This window comes from Bradyrhizobium sp. STM 3566, assembly GCF_045571445.1.
Lineage (GTDB): Bacteria > Pseudomonadota > Alphaproteobacteria > Rhizobiales > Xanthobacteraceae > Bradyrhizobium > Bradyrhizobium vignae.
Window position 1 is genome coordinate 4,518,750 of sequence record NZ_CP120692.1, and the last position, 20,136, is coordinate 4,538,885.

Annotated in this window: 22 protein-coding genes; 7 read left to right on the forward strand and 15 right to left on the reverse strand. The window is 63.4% G+C overall.

All coding sequences use genetic code 11. The annotated features are described in order from the left end of the window. Positions 1-34 precede the first annotated feature (34 nt). Entirely contained in the window at positions 35-940 is a 906-nt protein-coding gene (locus tag P6U27_RS21890) for a DUF2189 domain-containing protein (protein ID WP_122403846.1), read from the reverse strand. 533 nt (positions 941-1,473) lie between these two features. Between P6U27_RS21890 and P6U27_RS21895 the strand changes: the two genes are divergently transcribed. The 5 genes from P6U27_RS21895 to P6U27_RS21915 all read left to right on the forward strand — a co-directional run bounded on the left by P6U27_RS21895 (position 1,474) and on the right by P6U27_RS21915 (position 6,004). Further along, entirely contained in the window at positions 1,474-2,307 is an 834-nt protein-coding gene (locus P6U27_RS21895; protein WP_122403847.1) for a cytochrome c oxidase subunit II, read from the forward strand. A 78-nt stretch (positions 2,308-2,385) separates the two neighbouring features. Next, positions 2,386-4,164, forward strand: a complete 1,779-nt coding sequence (locus tag P6U27_RS21900) for a cbb3-type cytochrome c oxidase subunit I (protein WP_122406731.1) — start codon at positions 2,386-2,388, stop codon at positions 4,162-4,164. Beyond that, the gene (locus P6U27_RS21905; RefSeq protein ID WP_407192578.1) at positions 4,161-4,865 is read left to right on the forward strand and encodes a cytochrome c oxidase subunit 3; all 705 of its coding nucleotides are present in this window, start codon (positions 4,161-4,163) and stop codon (positions 4,863-4,865) included. The genes P6U27_RS21900 and P6U27_RS21905 overlap by 4 nt, the downstream gene beginning before the upstream one ends. 14 nt (positions 4,866-4,879) lie before the next feature. Continuing rightward, positions 4,880-5,602: a heme-copper oxidase subunit III family protein gene (locus tag P6U27_RS21910; RefSeq protein WP_122403849.1), complete on the forward strand. Its 723-nt coding sequence runs from the start codon at positions 4,880-4,882 to the stop codon at positions 5,600-5,602. 9 nt (positions 5,603-5,611) lie between these two features. Then, positions 5,612-6,004: a cytochrome C oxidase subunit IV family protein gene (locus P6U27_RS21915; protein WP_162500331.1), complete on the forward strand. Its 393-nt coding sequence runs from the start codon at positions 5,612-5,614 to the stop codon at positions 6,002-6,004. Between the two features lie 25 nt (positions 6,005-6,029). On the opposite strand, the gene P6U27_RS21920 is transcribed toward P6U27_RS21915, so the two are convergent. From P6U27_RS21920 to P6U27_RS21930, 3 genes are all read right to left on the reverse strand, one after another. Further along, positions 6,030-7,787 (reverse strand): NAD+ synthase, encoded by a 1,758-nt coding sequence (locus P6U27_RS21920; protein WP_407192579.1) that lies wholly within the window; start codon positions 7,785-7,787, stop codon positions 6,030-6,032. A gap of 211 nt (positions 7,788-7,998) precedes the next feature. Next, positions 7,999-8,352 carry a diacylglycerol kinase gene (locus P6U27_RS21925; protein ID WP_122403852.1) on the reverse strand — a complete coding sequence of 118 codons (354 nt, stop codon included), beginning with the start codon at positions 8,350-8,352 and terminating at the stop codon, positions 7,999-8,001. A gap of 4 nt (positions 8,353-8,356) precedes the next feature. Then, complete coding sequence (locus P6U27_RS21930) at positions 8,357-9,745, reverse strand: class II 3-deoxy-7-phosphoheptulonate synthase (RefSeq protein WP_122403853.1); 1,389 nt, start codon at positions 9,743-9,745, stop codon at positions 8,357-8,359. A gap of 180 nt (positions 9,746-9,925) precedes the next feature. Between P6U27_RS21930 and P6U27_RS21935 the strand changes: the two genes are divergently transcribed. Next, complete coding sequence (locus P6U27_RS21935) at positions 9,926-10,822, forward strand: alpha/beta fold hydrolase (protein WP_407192580.1); 897 nt, start codon at positions 9,926-9,928, stop codon at positions 10,820-10,822. A 114-nt stretch (positions 10,823-10,936) separates the two neighbouring features. Here P6U27_RS21935 and P6U27_RS21940 read toward each other — a convergent pair whose 3' ends face one another. The 8 genes from P6U27_RS21940 to P6U27_RS21975 form a co-directional block, all read right to left on the reverse strand. Beyond that, positions 10,937-11,200 (reverse strand): hypothetical protein, encoded by a 264-nt coding sequence (locus P6U27_RS21940; RefSeq protein ID WP_122406732.1) that lies wholly within the window; start codon positions 11,198-11,200, stop codon positions 10,937-10,939. Between the two features lie 204 nt (positions 11,201-11,404). Beyond that, on the reverse strand, positions 11,405-11,989 hold the full coding sequence (locus P6U27_RS21945; RefSeq protein ID WP_122403854.1) for a TIGR00645 family protein: 585 nt from the start codon (positions 11,987-11,989) through the stop codon (positions 11,405-11,407). 32 nt (positions 11,990-12,021) lie between these two features. After that, positions 12,022-12,660, reverse strand: a complete 639-nt coding sequence (locus tag P6U27_RS21950) for a TerC family protein (RefSeq protein WP_122403855.1) — start codon at positions 12,658-12,660, stop codon at positions 12,022-12,024. After that, complete coding sequence (locus P6U27_RS21955) at positions 12,657-13,019, reverse strand: hypothetical protein (protein WP_122403856.1); 363 nt, start codon at positions 13,017-13,019, stop codon at positions 12,657-12,659. Before P6U27_RS21955 ends, P6U27_RS21950 begins: the two co-directional genes overlap by 4 nt. Before the next feature lie 2 nt (positions 13,020-13,021). Further along, on the reverse strand, positions 13,022-13,489 hold the full coding sequence (locus tag P6U27_RS21960) for a TerB family tellurite resistance protein (protein ID WP_122403857.1): 468 nt from the start codon (positions 13,487-13,489) through the stop codon (positions 13,022-13,024). 333 nt (positions 13,490-13,822) lie between these two features. Next, entirely contained in the window at positions 13,823-14,512 is a 690-nt protein-coding gene (locus tag P6U27_RS21965) for an integrase core domain-containing protein (RefSeq protein ID WP_407192581.1), read from the reverse strand. A gap of 6 nt (positions 14,513-14,518) precedes the next feature. Next, a complete protein-coding gene (locus P6U27_RS21970; RefSeq protein ID WP_407192582.1) occupies positions 14,519-14,815 on the reverse strand; it encodes a hypothetical protein in 297 nt (98 codons plus the stop codon). Between the two features lie 157 nt (positions 14,816-14,972). Further along, a complete protein-coding gene (locus P6U27_RS21975; RefSeq protein WP_122403858.1) occupies positions 14,973-15,353 on the reverse strand; it encodes a nuclear transport factor 2 family protein in 381 nt (126 codons plus the stop codon). A 719-nt stretch (positions 15,354-16,072) separates the two neighbouring features. On the opposite strand from P6U27_RS21975, the gene P6U27_RS21980 reads away from it, so the two are divergent. Next, on the forward strand, positions 16,073-17,212 hold the full coding sequence (locus tag P6U27_RS21980) for a hypothetical protein (RefSeq protein ID WP_122403859.1): 1,140 nt from the start codon (positions 16,073-16,075) through the stop codon (positions 17,210-17,212). Between the two features lie 161 nt (positions 17,213-17,373). On the opposite strand, the gene gor is transcribed toward P6U27_RS21980, so the two are convergent. From gor to rpiA, 3 genes are read right to left on the reverse strand one after another with little or no spacing between them, the layout of a single operon-like run. Then, entirely contained in the window at positions 17,374-18,762 is a 1,389-nt protein-coding gene (gene gor, locus P6U27_RS21985; RefSeq protein ID WP_407122091.1) for a glutathione-disulfide reductase, read from the reverse strand. Between the two features lie 55 nt (positions 18,763-18,817). Beyond that, on the reverse strand, positions 18,818-19,369 hold the full coding sequence (locus P6U27_RS21990; RefSeq protein ID WP_122403861.1) for a DUF2059 domain-containing protein: 552 nt from the start codon (positions 19,367-19,369) through the stop codon (positions 18,818-18,820). An 11-nt stretch (positions 19,370-19,380) separates the two neighbouring features. After that, positions 19,381-20,085: a ribose-5-phosphate isomerase RpiA gene (gene rpiA, locus P6U27_RS21995; protein ID WP_122403862.1), complete on the reverse strand. Its 705-nt coding sequence runs from the start codon at positions 20,083-20,085 to the stop codon at positions 19,381-19,383. Between the last annotated feature and the right edge of the window lie 51 nt (positions 20,086-20,136).

The window sequence follows — 20,136 nt, forward strand, 5'->3', positions numbered from 1 at the left end:
TTACTCGCAACCGTTATCCCTCAAGCGCGCGCTACTACTCGCCCTCGCGGCTCCACGGGAAGAGATTGGCCGGAAAGTCTGCTGCGTAGCGCCTGCCCCTCGCGGGCGGCGGCGGTGCGTCCGGTGGATTCGGATTGGGTTCGACCATCCGCCGATAGAGATGCCAGGTGGCATGACCGAGCACCGGAAGAACGACGGCGAGACCGACGAAGAGCGGCAGCGAGCCGATCACGAGCAGCGCCGCCACGATGAGGCCCCATCCGGCCATCGCAACCGGATTCGCCGCCACCGCTCGCAGCGAGGTGCGGATCGCGTCGATCGCGGTCGCATGCCGGTCGAGCATCAATGGAAATGACACGACGCTGACGCACAATGCCACAACCGCAAACAGGAAGCCGACACCGCAACCGATGATGATGAGCGACCAACCTTCCGGCGTCGTCAGCACGCGCGTTGCGAAGTCGGGGATGCTTGCGGCCGCCGCATGACCGAAGATTGAGACATAGATCGCGTTCGCGACGCCGATCCAGGCCCCGAACAGGACCAGCAGGAGCACGCCGAGTTCGATCATGGCGCCGAACGACGGTGCGCGCAGCACCTTGATCGCATCCCACGCTTCGACCTCCTCGCCGCGCTCACGACGGCGGCTGAGTTCGTAGAGACCGATCGCAGCAAAAGGACCGATCAAGGCAAAGCCGGCGGCCAGCGGAAACAGTAGCGGCAGCACCGAATAGCCGAGCACCATCCTGAACAGGACGAGACCGAGAACGGGATAAATCAGGCACACGACGATCGCGTGACTCGGCATCGCCTGGAAATCCTCCCAGCCCAGGCGCAGGGCCTCGGTCAGGTCGGACAAGCTGATCTTGCGAATGGGATACGAGGCTGCTTCACCGAATACGTGCCGCCTGACGATGTGGTGGGAGTAGAGAGTGGCCATGGACGGACCTCCCGTGCTGAAGATCGCGGTTTTCGACAACACGCGCTTTCCAGCCACGCGTGTCCGCCGGACGAGCAGGAAACGCGATGGGTCAGGTACGGCAACCCAGGTTCAGCGAACGAGCCTGGCCGGACGGAACCCGTCGCGACCTTACCTCCCAAGCTTAGCGCGCGCGGGGCATGGCTGCACTCACGGTTGGGTGAATTGTGCACCAGCACCGACTTGTGCATTGCACCACCAAGACGCGACATGCGCACCTCATGCTTTGTCGGTTTGCCCAGCCTGGCTATCGCACCACTTTGGGGCACCCACACTGCTCTATTGACGCCGGATCAGGCTGGGATCATTTTAGACGCAGACGCCCTTAGAGTTGATGGTCGCGAGCGTTCTCTTGAATTTCGCGACCAGTGGAATGGGCGAAGCAAGAGGCCGGCGATGGCATAGATGCCAACCAGAAAGGCCAGCCATCGCGACAGACATGAGCTCCGCCCTGGATTCGTATCCGTAGCCTTCGATGGCAAGGATGGATCAGGATGGCTGTCGCACTGATACTGCTTCTGGTCGCGATCGGCTCGGTGCTGTTTCATATCTACAGCCCGTGGTGGTGGACGCCGATCGCAACCAACTGGGCCTATATCGACCACACCATCAACATCACGTTCTGGATCACGGGCTTCGTTTTCGTCGCGGTGATCGCCTTCATGGCTTACTGCGTCTTCCGCTTTCACCACAAGGAGGGAAGACGGGCCGACTACAATCCGGAAAACAAAAGGCTCGAATGGTGGCTGAGCGTCGGGACCGGCGTCGGCGTCGCAGCCATGCTCGCGCCTGGCCTCGTGGTCTGGCACCAGTTCGTGACGGTGCCTGCGGATGCCACCGAGGTCGAGGTCATGGGCCAGCAATGGCAGTGGAGCTTCCGCCTTCCGGGCAAGGATGGGCAGCTGGGCACAACCGATGTCCGCAACATCGCTTCCGACAATCCGATGGGTCTCAATCGTGACGACCAACACGCGCAGGACGACGTCGTCATCGAGAACGGCGACCTGCACCTTCAAGTAGGCAAACCGGTCAAGGTTCTCCTCCGCTCGGTTGATGTCCTGCACGATTTCTACGTGCCCGAATTCCGGGCCAAGATGGACATGGTTCCGGGCATGGTGACCTACTTCTGGATAACGCCGATCCGAACCGGAACGTTCGATGTTCTCTGTGCGGAGCTTTGCGGCGCTGCTCATTATCAGATGCGCGCCAAGGTCATCGTCGACGAAGAGCGTGAATATCACGCCTGGCTGGAGCAACAAAAGACGTTCGCAGAATTATCGCCGGCAAAAGCCGTCGTGAAGGCGACGTATCAACCCGGCGGCAAGTAGCAAGCTGCCGCCGCGAAGATGGATCGGGTGCAATGAGGCCGGGCCTCATCCCCGATGGAAACGACCGAGGAGGTTTCTATGGTCGATATTCCATATGAAGGGATCCGCGGCATCCCGCCTGCCGAAGTACCCGATGTCGAGCTCTATCATCCGCGGAGCTGGTGGACACGGTATGTCTTCTCGCAGGACGCCAAGGTAATCGCCGTCCAGTATTCGCTGACCGCGACCGCCATCGGGCTCGTGGCCCTGGTGCTGTCGTGGCTGATGCGGTTGCAACTGGGATTCCCCGGCACCTTCTCTTTCATCGATGCCAATCAGTACCTCCAGTTCATCACCATGCACGGGATGATCATGGTGATCTATCTGCTCACCGCGTTGTTCCTGGGCGGCTTCGGCAACTACCTGATCCCGCTGATGGTCGGCGCCCGGGACATGGTCTTTCCGTATGTGAACATGCTGAGCTATTGGGTCTACCTGCTCGCAGTCCTGGTGCTGGCCTCGACATTCTTCGTGCCCGGCGGCCCCACCGGCGCCGGCTGGACGCTCTACCCGCCGCAAGCAATCCTCTCCGGAACGCCAGGGCAGGATTGGGGCATCATTCTCATGATGTCGTCCCTGATCCTGTTCATCATCGGCTTCACGATGGGCGGGCTGAACTATGTGGTGACGGTGCTGCAGGCGCGCACCCGCGGCATGACGTTGATGCGCCTGCCCCTGACGGTCTGGGGCATTTTCACGGCGACCGTCATGGCGCTCTTGGCATTCCCTGCACTGTTCGTTGCCTCGGTCATGCTGCTGCTCGACCGTCTTTTGGGCACCAGCTTCTTCATGCCTTCGCTCGTCGAGATGGGCACGCTGTCGAAATATGGCGGCGGCAGCCCGCTGCTCTTCCAGCACCTGTTCTGGTTCTTTGGCCATCCCGAAGTCTACATCGTCGCCCTGCCCGCGTTCGGCATCGTCTCCGATCTGATCAGCACGCATGCGCGCAAGAACATCTTTGGTTACCGCATGATGGTCTGGGCGATCGTGGCCATCGGCGCGCTGAGCTTCATCGTATGGGCGCACCACATGTATGTGAGCGGCATGTTCCCGCAATTCGGGTACTTCTTCGCCACCACGACGCTCATCATCGCGATCCCCACCGCCATCAAGGTCTACAACTGGGTGCTGACGCTTTGGCGCGGCGACATTCACCTCACGGTGCCGATGCTGTTCGCGCTCGGCTTCATCATCACCTTCGTGAACGGCGGGCTCACCGGCCTCTTCCTCGGCAACGTCGTCGTCGACGTACCGCTCTCGGATACCATGTTCGTGGTCGCGCATTTCCACATGGTGATGGGCGTGGCACCGATCATGGTCGTGCTCGGCGCGATCTATCATTGGTACCCCAAGGTCACGGGACGGATGTTGAACGAGACCCTGGGCAAGTTTCACTTCTGGGTCACCTTCTTGGGTGCCTACCTGATCTTCTTCCCCATGCACTATCTCGGACTGCTCGGGGTTCCGCGCCGGTATTTCGAACTCGGGGATGCGACGTTCATCCCGTCTTCGGCCCATTCGCTGAACGCGTTCATCTCGGTGGTGGCCTTGACCGTCGGCTTCAGCCAGATGGTATTCCTGTTCAACCTTGCTTGGAGCTTGTTCAAAGGTGAGCCCTCAGGCGGCAACCCGTGGCGGGCGACGACGCTGGAGTGGCAGACGCCGGAGACGCCCCCAGGGCACGGCAACTGGGGCAAGGAGCTCCCGGTCGTGTACCGCTGGGCCTATGACTACAGCGTGCCCGGCGCCGCCGAGGACTTCATTCCGCAGAACCAGCCGCCGCGCGCGACGCAGCTCGCTCAGGGAGCCGCTTCGTGAGCGCCATCATCCTGTTCCTGGCAGTGCTTGCGGTAATCGCCGGATGGTGGCTGTCGCAGCAGCGGCTGACGGCCAAGCCCTGGCTGGAGGAAGGCCCGGTCGGTGACTTCCCCGGCGGCGATGCCATGGCCTGGCCGGCAGCGAAGGTGGGACTTGGCGTGTTTCTCGCTGTCGCGAGCGCGTTATTCGTCCTCTTCATCAGCGCCTACTCGATGCGCATGAGCGTGGCGGACTGGCGGCCGCTGCCGGTACCGCGGCTGCTGTGGGTCAATACGGGTGTCCTGGTCATGAGCAGTGTCGCGCTGCAATGGTCCTACGTGGCCGCGCGACGATACGATGCGGAAGGCATCATGATCGGTCTGCTCGCGGGCGGAGCATCCGCGGTGATTTTCCTCGCCGGACAGCTCCTGGCCTGGCAACGGCTCGGGGCCGCCGGATATTTGGTGGCGTCCAATCCGGCGAACTCGTTCTTCTACCTGTTGACCGCAGTGCACGGGCTGCATCTGACGGGCGGTCTGGTGGCCTTGGGCCGAACCTCGGCCAAGATGTGGCGCGGCGCCGAGATCGCCGAGATGCGCTTGAGCGTGGAGCTGTGCGCCATCTACTGGCACTTCCTGCTGCTGGTCTGGCTCGTCCTGCTCGGTCTTCTCACGGGCTGGACCGACGATTTCGTCAACATCTGCCGCCAATTGCTGAGCTAGGGAGGCGAGACCAGATGGCCGAGACCCTGCTGACAGATCCGGGCCAATCGCCTGCGCGGCTTGAAGGCTGGCGCGGCATCGCCGCCGACTGGGCGTCCGATCAGCGCGCCTTCAAGAACGTGTCCTGGGGCAAGGCCATGATGTGGATCTTCCTCCTCAGCGACACCTTCATCTTCAGTTGCTTCCTGCTCTCCTACATGACGGCGCGCATGTCGACGACCGTGCCGTGGCCGAATCCCAGCGAAGTCTTCGCTCTCAACATCGCCGGCAAGCACATTCCGCTGATCCTGATCGCCATCATGACGTTCATCCTGATCAGCAGCAGCGGCACCATGGCGATGGCCGTCAATTTCGGCTACCGCCGCGATCGCGTGAGAACCGCAATCCTGATGCTGGTCACTGCAGCCTTCGGCGCAACCTTCGTCGGAATGCAGGCCTTCGAATGGACCAAGCTGATCATGGAGGGCGTCCGGCCCTGGGGCAATCCATGGGGTGCCCCGCAATTTGGCGCGAGCTTCTTCATGATCACCGGCTTCCACGGCACCCATGTGACGATCGGCGTGATCTTCCTGATCGCCATTGCGCGGAAGGTCTTTCGCGGCGACTTCGACGTCGAAAGGCGCGGCTTCTTCACGAGCCGCAAGGGGTATTACGAGATCGTCGAGATCACGGGCCTGTACTGGCACTTCGTCGATCTCGTGTGGGTGTTCATCTTTGCATTCTTCTATCTTTGGTGAGGTCGGCGCATGACAAACGCGGCGGTACACATGGAAGGACAGCTCCACGCTCCGGCGCATGGCGCAGTCGCAACGGCAGCCGTTCACGCCAAGGGTCAACAGCACCCGATCAAGCTCTACCTGGTGGTCTGGGGCTGGCTGTTCGTCCTCAGCACGTGCTCCTACCTCGTCGACTACTTTGGCCTGCACGGCTATCTGAGGTGGTCGCTGATCCTGTTGTTCATGGTGTTGAAGGCCGGCCTGATCGTCGCCGTCTTCATGCACATGGCCTGGGAGCGGCTGGCCTTGGCCTATGCCATCCTGTTGCCGCCGATCGCGGTATTGGTATTTGTGTCGATCATGGTGCTCGAATCCGAATACACGCACTTCCTGAGGGTGCTGTTTTTCGCAGCCCCGTCATAGGGCCCACCGTCGCTCAAGCTGGAGTTCAGCCCTCGAAGGCGTCGATCGACGCCTTGCTGCCGCGCGAGACCAGCGTCTCGTCCGGCGCCGGCAGCGGCTCGCCCTTGTCGCGGAAGCGGTTGGTGATGGGATAGCGCCGGTCGCGACCAAAGTTCCTCGCCGTCACCTTCACCCCGGGCGCGGCCTGGCGGCGCTTGTATTCGGCAACGTTGAGGAGATGGTCGATGCGGGTGACCGTCTCGCGGTCGAACCCGGCGGCGATGATCTGGTCGAGCGGCTCCTCGCGTTCGACCAGGCGTTCGAGGATCGCATCGAGGACCTCGTAAGGGGGCAATGAATCCTGATCGGTCTGGTTCTCGCGCAGCTCCGCGGTCGGCGGACGCGTGATGATGTCTGGGGGGATGACCTCGCCGGCAGGACCGAGCGCGCCATCCGGCTTCCAGAGGTTACGCAGCGCCGCCAGCCGAAACACCTGCGTCTTGTAGATGTCCTTGATGGGGTTGAAGCCGCCATTCATGTCGCCATAGAGCGTGGCGTAGCCGACCGACATCTCCGACTTGTTGCCCGTCGTCACCACCATCAGGCCGGTCTTGTTGGAGATCGCCATCAGAAGCGTGCCGCGGGTGCGGGCCTGGAGGTTTTCCTCGGTGATATCAGGCGGCAGGTTCTTGAAGATGCCGGACAGGATGGTCTCGAACCCGTTCACGGCTTCCGCGATCGGCAAGACTTCGTAGCGAATGCCGAGATGGCCGGCGAGCTCGCCGGCATCGGCAATCGAGTGTGCTGCCGTATAGCGGTAAGGCAGCATCACGCCGTGCACCTGGTCGGCGCCGAGCGCATCGACCGCGATCGCCGCGCAGAGCGCGGAATCGATGCCGCCGGAAATACCGAGCAGCACGCCGGGAAAGCCGTTCTTGCCGACATAGTCGCGCAGGCCCAGCACGCAGGCGGCGTAATCGGCCTTGTCGCCCTCAGGCAGTTCGGCAATCGGTCCGGTGCAGCGCCAGTCGTCGCCGTTTCTGGTGAAGCGCAGCGTGACGATGCTCTCTTCGAAGGCCGGCAACTGCGCCGCAAGCGAGAGATCGCCGTTGAGGGCGAAGGATGCGCCGTCGAACACAAGCTCGTCCTGGCCGCAAACCTGGTTGAGATAGAGCAGCGGCAGCCCGCTCTCGGTCACGCGTGCCACCGCGACCGAGAGGCGCACGTCGTTCTTGTCCCGGGCATAAGGCGAGCCGTTCGGCACCAGGATGATCTCGGCGCCGGTCTCCGCCAGCGTCTCGACCACGTTCTCGTAGTCCTCGGATTCCTCCAGCCAGATGTCCTCGCAGATCGGCACGCCGACGCGAACGCCGCGCACGGTGAGGGGACCGGCAGTAGGGCCGCGCGAAAACAGCCGCTTCTCGTCGAACACGCCATAGTTCGGCAGATTGCACTTGAACCGCAGTGCGGCGATGCGGCCCCCGTCGAGCAGCGCGCAGGCATTGTAGAGCCTGCCCTCCTCGACCCAGGGCGTGCCGACCAGCATCGCCGGACCTCCGTCGGCGGTCTCGCGCGCGAGCGTCTCGATGACGGCGCGGCAGGCGGACTGGAACGCCGGCTTCCGTACCAGGTCCTCCGGCGGATAGCCGGCGATGAACAATTCCGGAAACAGCACGAGATCGGCGCCGTCAGCGGCAGCTCGCGCACGCGCCGCGCGGACCTTGCCCGCATTGCCCTCCACGTCGCCCACCGTCGGATTGAGCTGGGCGAGCGTGACCGCGAATGTGTTGAGACGTTCGGTCATGGCGCTCTCGCTGTCACCTCTCCCGAAGGGAGAGGTCGGATTGCATCGAAGATGCAATCCGGGTGAGGGATTGCGGTCTCTCGTGGGACCCACGCCCCCTCACCCGCGTTGCGCTCGACGATGCACATCGCGAGACGCAAATCGACCTCTCCGCGTTGGGGAGAGGTGAAGGAGCCTCGGGCACCGACGCTCAATCGACTATCTCCGCGTCTTACAGGAACCCCAACCGCTCGACGACGGCAAAGATCCAGAACGCGCCGGCCATCAGCAGCGCGACACCGACGGCCGCCGAGCCCATGTCCTTGACCCGCCCGATCTGCTTGTCGTGATCCATCGTCAACCGGTCGGCGAGCTTTTCGATCGCCGTGTTGAGCAGCTCGACCACGAGGACGAAGGCGACGGCACAGACCAGCTCGACCGCGCGCATCGCGGTCGCGCCGATGAACCAGGCGAGCGGCACCGACAGCAGCAGCGCAAAGATCTCCTCGCGGACGGCCTGCTCCGATTGGAACGCAAAGGCCAGACCGTTGCGGGAATTGATCGTGGCCTTCCAAATCCGCAGCAAGGTCTTAGAGCCCCGCTGCGGCCGGAATCGGCTGCGCCTTGCCGGCGCGCTCCTGTTTGAGGAGCTCGGCGACCAGGAAAGCCATATCGATGGATTGCTCGGCATTGAGGCGGGGATCGCAGACCGTGTGGTAGCGGTCGTTGAGATCCTCGTCCGTGATCGCGCGGGCGCCGCCGAGACATTCGGTGACGTCCTTGCCGGTCATCTCCAGATGCACGCCGCCGGCGTGGGTGCCTTCGGCGGCGTGGATCGCGAAGAACGACTTGACCTCGGACAGGATGCGGTCGAACGGCCGCGTCTTGTAGCCCGACGTCGAGGTGATGGTGTTGCCGTGCATGGGATCGCACGACCAGACCACCACCCGGCCCTCGCGCTTCACGGCGCGGACCATGTTCGGCAGATGCTCGCCGATCTTGTCGGAGCCGAAACGGCCGATCAGCGTCAGCCGACCCGGTTCGTTGTCGGGGTTGAGCACGTCGATCAGCTTCAAGAGCTCGTCCGGCTTGAGCGACGGGCCGCATTTGAGCCCGATCGGGTTCTTGATGCCGCGGAAATATTCGACGTGGCCATGATCAAGCTGGCGGGTGCGGTCGCCGATCCAGATCATGTGGCCCGAGGTCGCGTACCAGTCGCCGGTGGTGGAATCGACGCGGGTCAGGGCCTGCTCGTAACCGAGCAGCAGTGCCTCGTGGCTGGTGTAGAAATCGGTGGCGCGCAGCTCGGGATGGCTCTCGAGATCGAGGCCGCAGGCGCGCATGAAATTGAGCGCGTCCGAGATGCGGTCGGCCAATTCCTTGTAGCGGCGGGACTGCGGACTATCCTTCAAGAAGCCGAGCATCCATTGATGCACGCTGCCGAGATTGGCGAAGCCGCCGGTGGCGAAAGCGCGGAGCAGGTTCAGCGTCGCCGCCGACTGGCGATAGGCCATCAGCTGGCGCTGCGGATCCGGCACGCGCGCTTCCTTCGTGAAGGCGATGTCGTTCACGATGTCGCCGCGATAGCTCGGCAGCTCGACGCCACCCACCTTCTCGGTCGGCGAGGACCGCGGCTTGGCAAACTGGCCGGCGATGCGGCCGACCTTCACCACGGGGACAGCGCCGGCATAGGTCAGCACCACCGCCATCTGCAGCAGCACGCGGAAGAAGTCGCGGATGTTGTTGGCGCCGTGCTCGGCGAAGCTCTCGGCGCAGTCGCCGCCCTGGAGCAGGAAGGCGTCGCCGGCCGCAACGCGGCCCAGCGCCTTCTTCAGATTGCGCGCCTCGCCCGCGAACACCAGCGGCGGAAAGGTCGCAAGCTGCGCCTCGACGTCGGCCAATGCCTTGGCGTCGGGATAATCGGGCACCTGTAGAACCGGCTTGCTGCGCCAGGACTCGGGCGTCCACCGCTCGGACATCGCAATCTCTCCGTGAAGCAAAAAGTACAACCTGATCTAGGGGTTGCGAGGGTCGCCTTATACACAGGCTGGCTCCCGGCCGCCAGTTGTAAATCCATTTCGCACCGCAACCCTTGCGGCGAAAGCCAAATTCGCATTTGCTGGGGATGGCTAAGAAAACTGGCAGGACAGCTTCTGCCCATGGGCGCGGCACTGGACGACGTTTTCATCGACGAAATCAGCTCTCCGGCAACCGACGGCTATGCGCTGACCGGCACCCTGTTCCTGCCGCGCGGCGTCAAGCGCCACGCCGTCCTGATCAATTCAGCGACCGCCGTGCCACGCAAGATTTATCGGGGCTTTGCCTCCTACCTCGCCCATCGGGGCTGCGCGGTGCTGATCTACGACTATCGCGGCATCGGCGACTCCCGGCCGCCGGCGATGGTCGGCTACAACAAGCCGAAATCGCTGGCCGGCTTCAAGGCCTCGATGTCCGACTGGGCCGCGCTCGACGTCACTGCCGCGGTCAGCTGGATGCGCGAGCGCTATAGCGCCCTGCCGCTTGCCTATGTTGGCCATTCCTTCGGCGGTCAGGCGCTCGGGCTGATCGCGAACAACAGCGACGTCTCGCGCGCCGCGCTCGTGGCTTCGCAAGCGGCAACTTGGCGGCTGATGACTTCGCCGGAGAAATACCGCGTCTACGCCTTCATGAACTTTGTTGGCGTGCCGCTGGCCCACGCGCTCGGTTACGCGCCGGGCTGGGCCGGTGTTGGCGAGGATTTGCCCAAGGGCGTGTTCCTGCAGTGGGCCGAGTGGGTCTCGAGCCCGCGCTATCTCTTCGATTCAAAACTGCCGGCCCTCGAGAACTTCACCAAGTTCAAGGGCGAGCTGCGCGCGCTATGCTTCTCCGACGATCCCTGGGCCACGCGTCCCGCGGTCGAGCTGCTCGCGAGCGGATTCACCGCAACCAAGCCGGAGGTGCTGACGGTAAAACCGTCCGATATCGGCGCCAAGGCCATCGGCCATTTCGGCTTCTTCCGCCCCGAGCACCGCGACACGCTGTGGCGCGGCCTCGCGGAATGGATCCAGGGGGAATGACCCTGGGGCGCCAGCGAGGACCAATTTTGGTTGAATCGATGCCAGCTGCGAGTCCACCTCTCGCGTAGGGAGAGGTGAACCGAGCAAATCGACCGAGCCGCAACTCGTCATTCTTTAACGAATGATCGTCGTCATCGACGAGTAGCGCCTGTTCGGCTTGGCGTCACCCGGCGCAAACTGCGCGAAGGCGTCGCTGACGCGGACTGCCGGCGGCGTGTCGCTCGCAAAACGAAATTCCTTCGGCCCCGGCGCATAGAAGCTGGCACTGTAATAGGCGTCGTCGAAGCGCGTCTCGCCGGTCCCGAACAATGTGTCGCAGACGAACAGGAGCGCGTAGACTCCCGCGACCGCTGCGACGATCTCCCTGAAAATTGACATGCTGATGCCCTGCCCTTTTGCGGGCAGGATGCCGATCGGTTCCAAAGCTCTGGTTTAAAGCGCCGTGCTTCTTGTCCTCAGCGTTTGCCGCCGCTGGACCGATTGCCGACAATTTTATCGATCTTGAAAGAGAGCCCGCCCGACCGGACGATCAGGCGAGCTCCAGGATTGGCCGCTCGGGAGGTATTCAGGCGGCCGGGTTGATCAGCCGTGGCCGGCCTCCTTGCGATGGCCGCTCTCGCTGAGCCGGTCGACCCAGGCGATGCCGATCGCCGAGATGATGAAGGTCATGTGGATCAGCACCTGCCACATCACGCCAGTCTCGGTGAAATTGCTCCGCGTGGTGCCGAGATTGCCGGCCTCGATGAAGGTCCTGAGCAGCGAGATCGAGGAAATGCCGATGATCGCCATCGCGAGCTTGATCTTGAGCACGCTGGCATTGACGTGGCTGAGCCATTCCGGCTCGTCTGGATGCCCACTCAGGTTCAGGCGGGAGACGAACGTCTCGTAGCCGCCGACGATCACCATCACCAGCAGATTCGAGATCATGACGACGTCAATCAGCCCGAGCACGACCAGCATGATCTGCTGCTCGCTGGCGTCGAACGAGTGCGCGACCAGATGCCAGAGCTCCTTCAAGAACAACAGCACATAGACGGCCTGCGCGACGATGAGGCCGATATAGAGCGGCAATTGCAGCCAGCGCGAGCCGAAGATCAGCTTCGGAAACAGGCCAATCGGCGGCTGCGGCGCGGCCAGCGCCGAAGGTGCTTTGAGTTCAGACGTCATTGATCACTCCGGATTGCAGACAGGCGAGCGTCTCAGAGACTCGCGATGACAGGCGCGAGCTCGAGCGAGCCCCGATAGATCATCTCGAACGCGACGTAAATGATGATGGCGAGACCGACATAGGCGACCCAACGATGCTTCTGGAGCACGCGGCCGAGCAGATCGGCGGCGATGCCCATCATCGCAACCGACAGCAACAGGCCGAAGACGAGAATGTAGGGATGCTCGCGCGCAGCGCCCGCGACTGCGAGCACGTTGTCGAGCGACATCGAGACGTCGGCCGCGACGATCTGCACCGCCGCCTGGCCGAAAGTCTTTCGCTGCACCGGCGCAGCATCCGCGCCGCCGCCATGGCTGAGCACGAGCTGGCTCGAATGCCCGGACTGCTCGCGCAGCTCGCGCCACATCTTCCAGCACACCCAGAGCAACAGCACGCCGCCGGCGAGCAGCAGGCCGATCACTTGCAGGAGCTGGGTCGCGATGCCGGCAAAGACGATGCGCAGCGCAGTCGCAGCGATGATGCCGACGACGATGGCCCGGCGGCGCTGCTCGGCCGGCAGACCCGCCGCGGCAAGACCGATCACGACGGCGTTGTCGCCGGCGAGCACGAGGTCGATCAGGACGACTTGGAACAGCGCGGTCAGCGCCTCGGGAGTGATGAATTCAGTCATGTTTGATCATTCTTCGATGCCGACGGATCAAGCCAATGCGGCTTGCGGCGCTCGATCCAGTCGAAGACCTTTGAACGGGAGGAGCGCAGCGCAGGCACGTCCTCGGCGAGCAGCGCGAGGCCGAGCGGCAGCATCCAGACGCCGAGCACCGGCAGGAAGGAGAGCACACCGCCGACGACCAGCAGCGTGCCCGAGGGAATCCTGACCCAGCGGCTGGACGGCTTGAGCAGATAGGTGAATGTGTCGCCCATGCGCGGTGGCAGGCGGCGGACGAGCTTGGCCAGGCGCGGGTCTCCACCGGCGATCTGGCCGGTGGTGCCCTCGGTTTCCGTGGTGCGCCCGTCCGAAACCGTGCTCATGCTTACTCCTTCAAGGCGGCCTGCAGCTCGGCGCGCGCCGCGCTCGGCACGACCGGCTTGGCGCGCGGCAGCACCAGCGTCAGCAAGCGCAACAATTTGATCGCCTGCACTTCGTGGGGATGTACGTCCTCATCTGCGGCGGCAACGCGCTCCGACAGCTCCATCAGATGGGACGAGAGCGGCAGATTCGAAACCGGCCGCAGCGTGTCGATCACGACATTGGCAAAATCCGGTTCTGCAAGCCGTTCGGCGAGTTCATCGAACATCGCACAGAGCCGTTCGTCCGACATGTGCGGCGCCAGCTTGCGATCCCGGATGAAACGAACCACCTCGTCGCGTTCGACCGGCGAGACGCGGCGGTCGGCAACCGCGACCAGCGCGCCTACGATCACCAGCGCGACCGCGGCCTGCTCGTTCAGGCTGAACGGCTCCGCGATCTCGATCGGATGTGAGGTTTTGGCGTCAGACATCGTAGCTCCCTTAACTTGCGAAATGGCCGCACGGAGTTGCGATGGAGACGAATGGTCGGAGGGAACGAAAAGGGGCCCGACAATCGGCCGATCCATCGCATTCGCGCGGGACAGGTCATCCGACATCACGAGGTTTGCCGACATCTGTCGGCGTCCTCGCCAGAGGGGCCCGGATTCTTGTTCGTCCCAGAGATAACGGCGGGTCTGTCGGAATCAAGGCGATACGACTGCGACCAGCCGCCGCATCGGTTCCGTGTTGGAAGCGCTGCGCCCGGGGCAAGAGAGCGTGGTTTTCGCGCACACCTGTTTCAACAGCGTCATTGCTGTCGATGTTCAATAATTCGCTGATTGGATCGCGGTGGTCTTGGAAGCGGCGAAAGCCTTGGGAGTTTGTCCTGCCAAGGCCTGATGGGGTCTGTGGTTGTTGTAGTAGACGAGGTACTCGAACAGTTCATTGGCGAAGTGGTCCAGGTTGTCGAAGGTCGCGCCGTCGATGACGTCGTCATCGAGGGTACGCCAGAAGCGTTCGACCTTGCCGTTGGTCTGCGGCCGATAGGGCCTGGTGTAGCGGTGCTTGATGCCGAGCTCGAGCAGCATGGCCTCGAATGGATGCTCGGCCGGCTTGGTGCGGGCGGCGAACTCGGCGCCGTTGTCGGACAGGATTTCCTGGAAGACGAGCCCATAGGTGACGTTGAGGGTGTTGATCATCTTCAGGGTCTTGAACATGACCGGCAGCGCCTTCTTGGATGTCAGGACCTCGGCCCAGGCCAGACGCGAGCAGCTGTCGATCAGGCTGATGATGTAGGCCGTGACCGGGGGTGGCGCGAGGAACATATCGCGCGGCAATTGATGCAGATCGACGTGGCCCAGCTCCCCGAGCTTGTCCTTGATAATACGGCGTTTCTCCTCGCGCATCGCCGGCGTGCGGCGGTTCAGGCGGTGGCGCTTCAGCACCCGGTAGATCGTGATCGGCGAAGGTACCGTGTCGCGCGTTTCGCGCAAGCAAGACGGCATGAATCTCATAACGGTTCATCCCCGCTTGCGATGGGCGACGATCTCCGCCTCGATCCCTTCCGGCTCGCGCCGTTCCCGCCACTTCGGGCCGCGCCGCCGCGGCAGCAGATCCGCGTCCTCGCCGCTCTGCAGATAGCGATTGTAATACTTGCGGAACGTCTGCGAGCAGGTCCCGTGGTGCCGGTAGAAGTCGCCGACCCGCTTGAACAGCGGCGATCGGCCAGCCTTCACCGCCTCATACTCCGAAATCAGAAAACGCCACTTCTGCAGATAGTTGCGTTCAACCGTTCGGTCATAGCTGTTGTCTCGCATCGGATCGTTCCTCCGCTGGAGCGATCCAATCAGCGAATTATTGAACATGCACAATTGCGAGCGCAGCGAAAGCAATCCAGAATCCCTCCGCGGAAAGACTCTGGATTTGCTTCGCTGCGCTCGCAACGACGCAACATGGCCGACAGGCGTCACTCCTTCAATTCACCCGCTCGACAAGATGTGCACGGGACGGCGACGGATCGAACCGGTCGCCGAAATATTGCGTTTCGTGCGCGACCAATCCGTCGCGGAACTCCATGATGCTGACGACGTAGGACGGCACCCCGTCATAGCTCAGGATGAACTCGCTCACCCAGAGATCGCCGCCGCCGATGATCCGACGGACCGTGAAGCGCTTCCTGTTCGGCTGCACGAAACGGCTCTGCTGGATGTTCCTGCGGCCATGAATGCGCTCGCCCGATTGCGGATAATCGAGCATCGCATCCTCGCAATAGATGTCGTGCTCGGCCTCGAAATCATTTGCGTCCGAGGCGTCCCAATGGCGCTGAAGCGCAGCTCGCGTGGCGTGATCGTCCATCTCGACCTCCGATCTCGACGTCTCCATCTTAGCACCGGAGCCGCGCAAAACGGCGACATCGCAACCGTGTCACGATGAAGTGCGACGCTCTCAGCGACAAGCGCTTCCGAGGGGGCGCAGCGCGCCCTCATAGCGTCCGCGCAAGCTTCGGCAACGAAAATGCCTTTCCTGAACTCGACGATCGCGGAGAAGCGCATGAATCGCATCACATCCTGCAGGCGGCGGCGGCCACGCGCTTGTCCCGATGCTGGCGGCCAAAGGCCGCCCGGAGCTGAGCTGCCTCTGGTGCGAAGTGTTCGACGCGTGCGCGTTGGACATGGCCAAGTGGACCGATAGCCCGTTCGGCAAGCCCGAGGGCACCGTCCGTCGATCGTTCGAATGAACCGCGTCAGACGTTGAGCTGTCGGCACTTGCCTGTCGCTGCAACCGGCGCGGCTGCATGCCCTTTGCAGGACATGCCGACAAATTAGACAAGATCAGTCGCTCCACCCACATGCGGTTGGCACGGACAGGCCAGGCATGTTGGCGCCCCCTGTTGCCTAACCTCAGGTGCAATCTCGATTATTTTCGCGCCGCATGGAGCCGGCGAGCCTGCAGCGCTCCGACTGGCCTAAAATTCGCAAGACGGCATCAGGCCAATTCCCTGCCCCGCCACGATAAGGAGCGGCAAGTTGCGCGCGCCCAGCTCCGGGATGAACGGCCTCAGATCGGAGAATGCCATGAACGTGCATGCTGCCGGAGACCTCAAATTCACCGGTCTCGCCCATCCGAACGGCGCGCGGCTGCGCCTCAACGATCAGGATTTCGTGGCGATCGATCGCGACCGCGATGCGAAATTCGAGGCAACGTACCGGCCGCAGGCGCTGTACAACCGCGCCAATGAAGGCTTTCACGCCAACAACGAGACCTTCCTCCTGCACGAGGTCGCGACCAATCTGCCGATCTACCGGGCCGACACCGGCCCCACTGATTTCCATCTGCATCTGCCACCGGGCGGCTTTCAGCTCGTGCTGGTCACCTCTGGCGCGTTCACCTTCGACTATGACGGGCGCTTCTACAATGTGGGCCCTGGCGCGGTGATGCTGCAAAGCGCGATCGTGCACCGGCAGCTGTTCTACACCTGGTCGGGCCTGTCGACCGAAGAGAATTTGAAGACGCCGCAGACCGTGGTGCCCGATCCGATCTCGATGGGCTATTCGGGCAAATTCCTCGAAGCCTTCATCACCGATCCCACCACCTTTCCCAACCCGACCATCGTCGGTCCGGACCAGATCAACGAGGCCGAGACACCACGTGTGGCCTGGAGCCATCCGTTGCACAACCGACCGGCCGGTGCCGGCTTCTGGCTGCAGGATCCCCTGGCGCTGGACGCGGTGTTCAAGCCGCTCGCCGGTGGCGCGGTCAAATCGGCGATGCCGGTTTACGTGCGCGACATCGGCATCGAGATTCCCAGCGGTCATCTCGTTACCGGCCACATCATCGCGACAGACCCGCGCGGTCGGTCGCTGCTGCCGAAGAGCACGTCGGTCGCCGCGGACGCGGCCTGTTTCGCCAGGGGAGAGGTCGTGATCTACCGCGTCATTCGCGGCACGGCCGAATTTCAAAAGAAGGCCGGCGAGAGCTTCGAGCTTTCCGCCGGCGACGTTGTGACCGCAGGCAAGGAGTCCATCAGCCTCACGGGTGTCGGCGAAAATACCCAGGTCCTCCGTCTCGGCCTGCTCAAGGGCATGAACGAGCTGCGCAGCTGGACACCGACGCAGCGTGACGAGATCGACGGCCTCGCCGGTCAGATCATCACGCAGAAGGACGTCCGCCCCCTGCGCACCGAAGGCAAGCCGGTCGGGTATCTGTACGGGTAGGCGCGGATCTCGTTGCGGCCATCCTTCGAGCCGCCCGCCTACGGCGGGCCCTCAGGATGAAGTCGTGTTTTGCGGCGAAATCTTAGACCCTCATGGTGAGGAGCCCGCCACAGCGGGCGTCTCGAACCATGCAGGCCGAGCTCGTCCGGCGGACGATAGCCCTACTCCGCCGCCTGACGCACGTGGCGTGCGGTCGGGGTGCGCATCGTGACGAGCTCTTCGGCCGCGGTCGGATGCAGCGCGATCGTCGCGTCGAAATCCGCCTTGGTCGCCTTCATCTTCACCGCGATCGCCACGGCTTGCGTGATCTCGGCGGCAGAGTCGCCGACGATGTGACAGCCGAGCACGCGGTCGGTCGCGCCGTCGACCACGAGCTTCATCAGCACGCGGGTGTCGCGGCCCGACATCGTCGCCTTGATGGGCCGGAAGGTCGTCTTGTAGATGTCGACGTGGCTGTATTGCGCGCGCGCCTCGGTTTCCGTCAGGCCAACCGTGCCGACTTCCGGCTGCGAGAACACCGCGGTCGGGATGTTGGCATGATCGACCCTCACCTCGCGCTTGCCGAACACGGTGTCGGCGAAGGCATGGCCCTCGCGGATCGCGACGGGCGTCAGGTTGAAGCGATGGGTGACGTCGCCGATGGCATAGATGCTGTCGACCGAGCTCCTGGAGAAATGGTCGACCGCGATGCCGCCGTTGTTCGGGTTGATGGTGACGCCGGCCTTCTCCAGACCGAGATTGGCGACGTTGGGATGACGGCCGATGGCGAACATCACCTGGTCCGAGGCGAGGCTCGAACCGTTCGACAGATGGGTGGTGAAGCCCTCGCCCTGGCGCTCGACCTTCGTCACCGTGCAGCCGGTGAGAATCGTGATCCCCTGCTTCTCCATCTCGGCTCGCACGTGCGTGCGAACATCCTCGTCGAAGCCGCGCAGAATGTTGTCGCCGCGATAGATCACGGTGACGTCGGAGCCGAAGCCGGCGAAGATGCCGGCGAATTCCAGCGCGATATAGCCGCCGCCCTGGATCACGATCCGCTTCGGCAGCTTCGCAAGGTGGAACGCCTCGTTGGAGGAGATGACGTGCTCGATGCCGGGAATCGCCGCGCCATGGTTCGGCGCGCCGCCGGTTGCGATCAGGATGTATCTTGCAGTGATCTTCTTGTCGTTCTCGAGCAGGCGGACGGTATGCTTGTCCTCGATCACCGCGCGGCTCTTGACGATCTGCGCGCCCGACTTCTCGACATTGGCGGTGTAGGCCGCCTCCAGCCGCGCGATCTCCTTGTCCTTGTTGGCGATCAGCGTCGGCCAGTCGAAGCTGGCGGACGGAACGGTCCAGCCGAAGCCTGCGGCGTCCTCGAGTTCCTGACGGACATGCGAGCCGATCACGAACAGCTTCTTCGGCACGCAGCCGCGGATCACGCAGGTGCCGCCCATGCGGTACTCTTCCGCGACCATCACGCGGGCACCATGACCGGCCGCAATGCGGGCGGCACGCACACCGCCCGAGCCGCCACCGATGACGAAGAGATCGACGTCGAATTCAGCCATAGTCCACTCCGACCTCTCCTAGAGCATGATCAGGATTCTGATCAGATAGGTACTGTCAGATCTCCTTGCCACGCTTGCGCATTTCGGCGCGGAAGGCGCCCATCACGGTCTCGGAGAAGTTCTGGGCCCAGGAGTTCATGAAGGCCATGCTGAGGCCGATGGCGCGCGGCTCGGCTTCGATCAGCTTCTTGCCCAGCGGCGACTTGTAGAAGGTGACGAGATCCTTCAACTCCTGTTCGGTGAACTCGCTGGCGTAGATCTGCGCCATGCCTTCGCCGATCTCGTTCTGGCGGCCGGCGAGCTGCTGGGCCACGATCGGCGCGACCTCGTTGAGGTCCTTCTGGTAGTTGAGGTTCTGCTGCGTCAGCGCGATCTTGGTCTTCTCGACGAGGCCCGGCACGGCGCCCTGATACATCGCCGTAGCGTTCTTGATCTGCAAAATTTCCTTGGCCGCTGCGATCGCCGCCGGCGAGGCTTTCGGCTGGGCCGGCGCGGCGGCCGCCTTGGGCTGGGCCGGCGCCGGCTGCTGCGCGATCGCCGGGACCGCCGAGACGGCCAGGCCAGCAGCAAAGGTCGCGGCCGGCAACAATTTCAAAACGCTCTTCATTCCTAGTCTCCTTAGGGCTTTCGCCGTTCAATCACGCGGATTCCCTCGCCGCCCGCCAGAACGGCCGAGCTGGCCAAGCCGATGAACAATCCATGTTCGACCACGCCGGGGATCGCGCTCAACGCCTTGGCGAGGCTGGCGGGATCCGCAATACGTCCGAGCTGGGCATCGACGATCCAGTGGCCGCCATCGGTGACGAAAACGTGGCCGTCTTTGGCATTGCGGACCGCCATTTGCCCGGAAACGCCGCAGTCCGCAAATGCCTTCTCGATCGCGCGGCGCGTCGCCCCGAGGCCGAACGGGATGACCTCGACCGGCAGCGGAAACTTGCCGAGCGTCGGCACCCATTTGCTGTCGTCGGCAATCACGATCATGCGATCCGAGGCGGCCGCCACGATCTTCTCGCGCAAGAGCGCGCCGCCGCCGCCCTTGATCAGATTGAGCTCGGGATCGATCTCGTCCGCGCCGTCCACGGTGATGTCGAGATGGTCGATCTCGTCCAGCGTCGTCAGTGGCACACCGCAACGCTGCGCATCGGCCCGCGTCGCCTCGGAGGTCGGCACGCCGACCACCTTGAGCCCGGCGGCGACGCGCTCGCCGAGCAGCTCGACGAAATGTTTGGCCGTTGAGCCCGTGCCGAGCCCGAGCTGCATGCCGTCACGAACCTCCTCGAGGGCGCGCGCAGCAGCCTGCCGCTTCAACTGGTCCATATTCACGTGTGCGCCCGCCTCTGAATCCGGAGGATGCGCCGCCGATCGCGGCCGCTT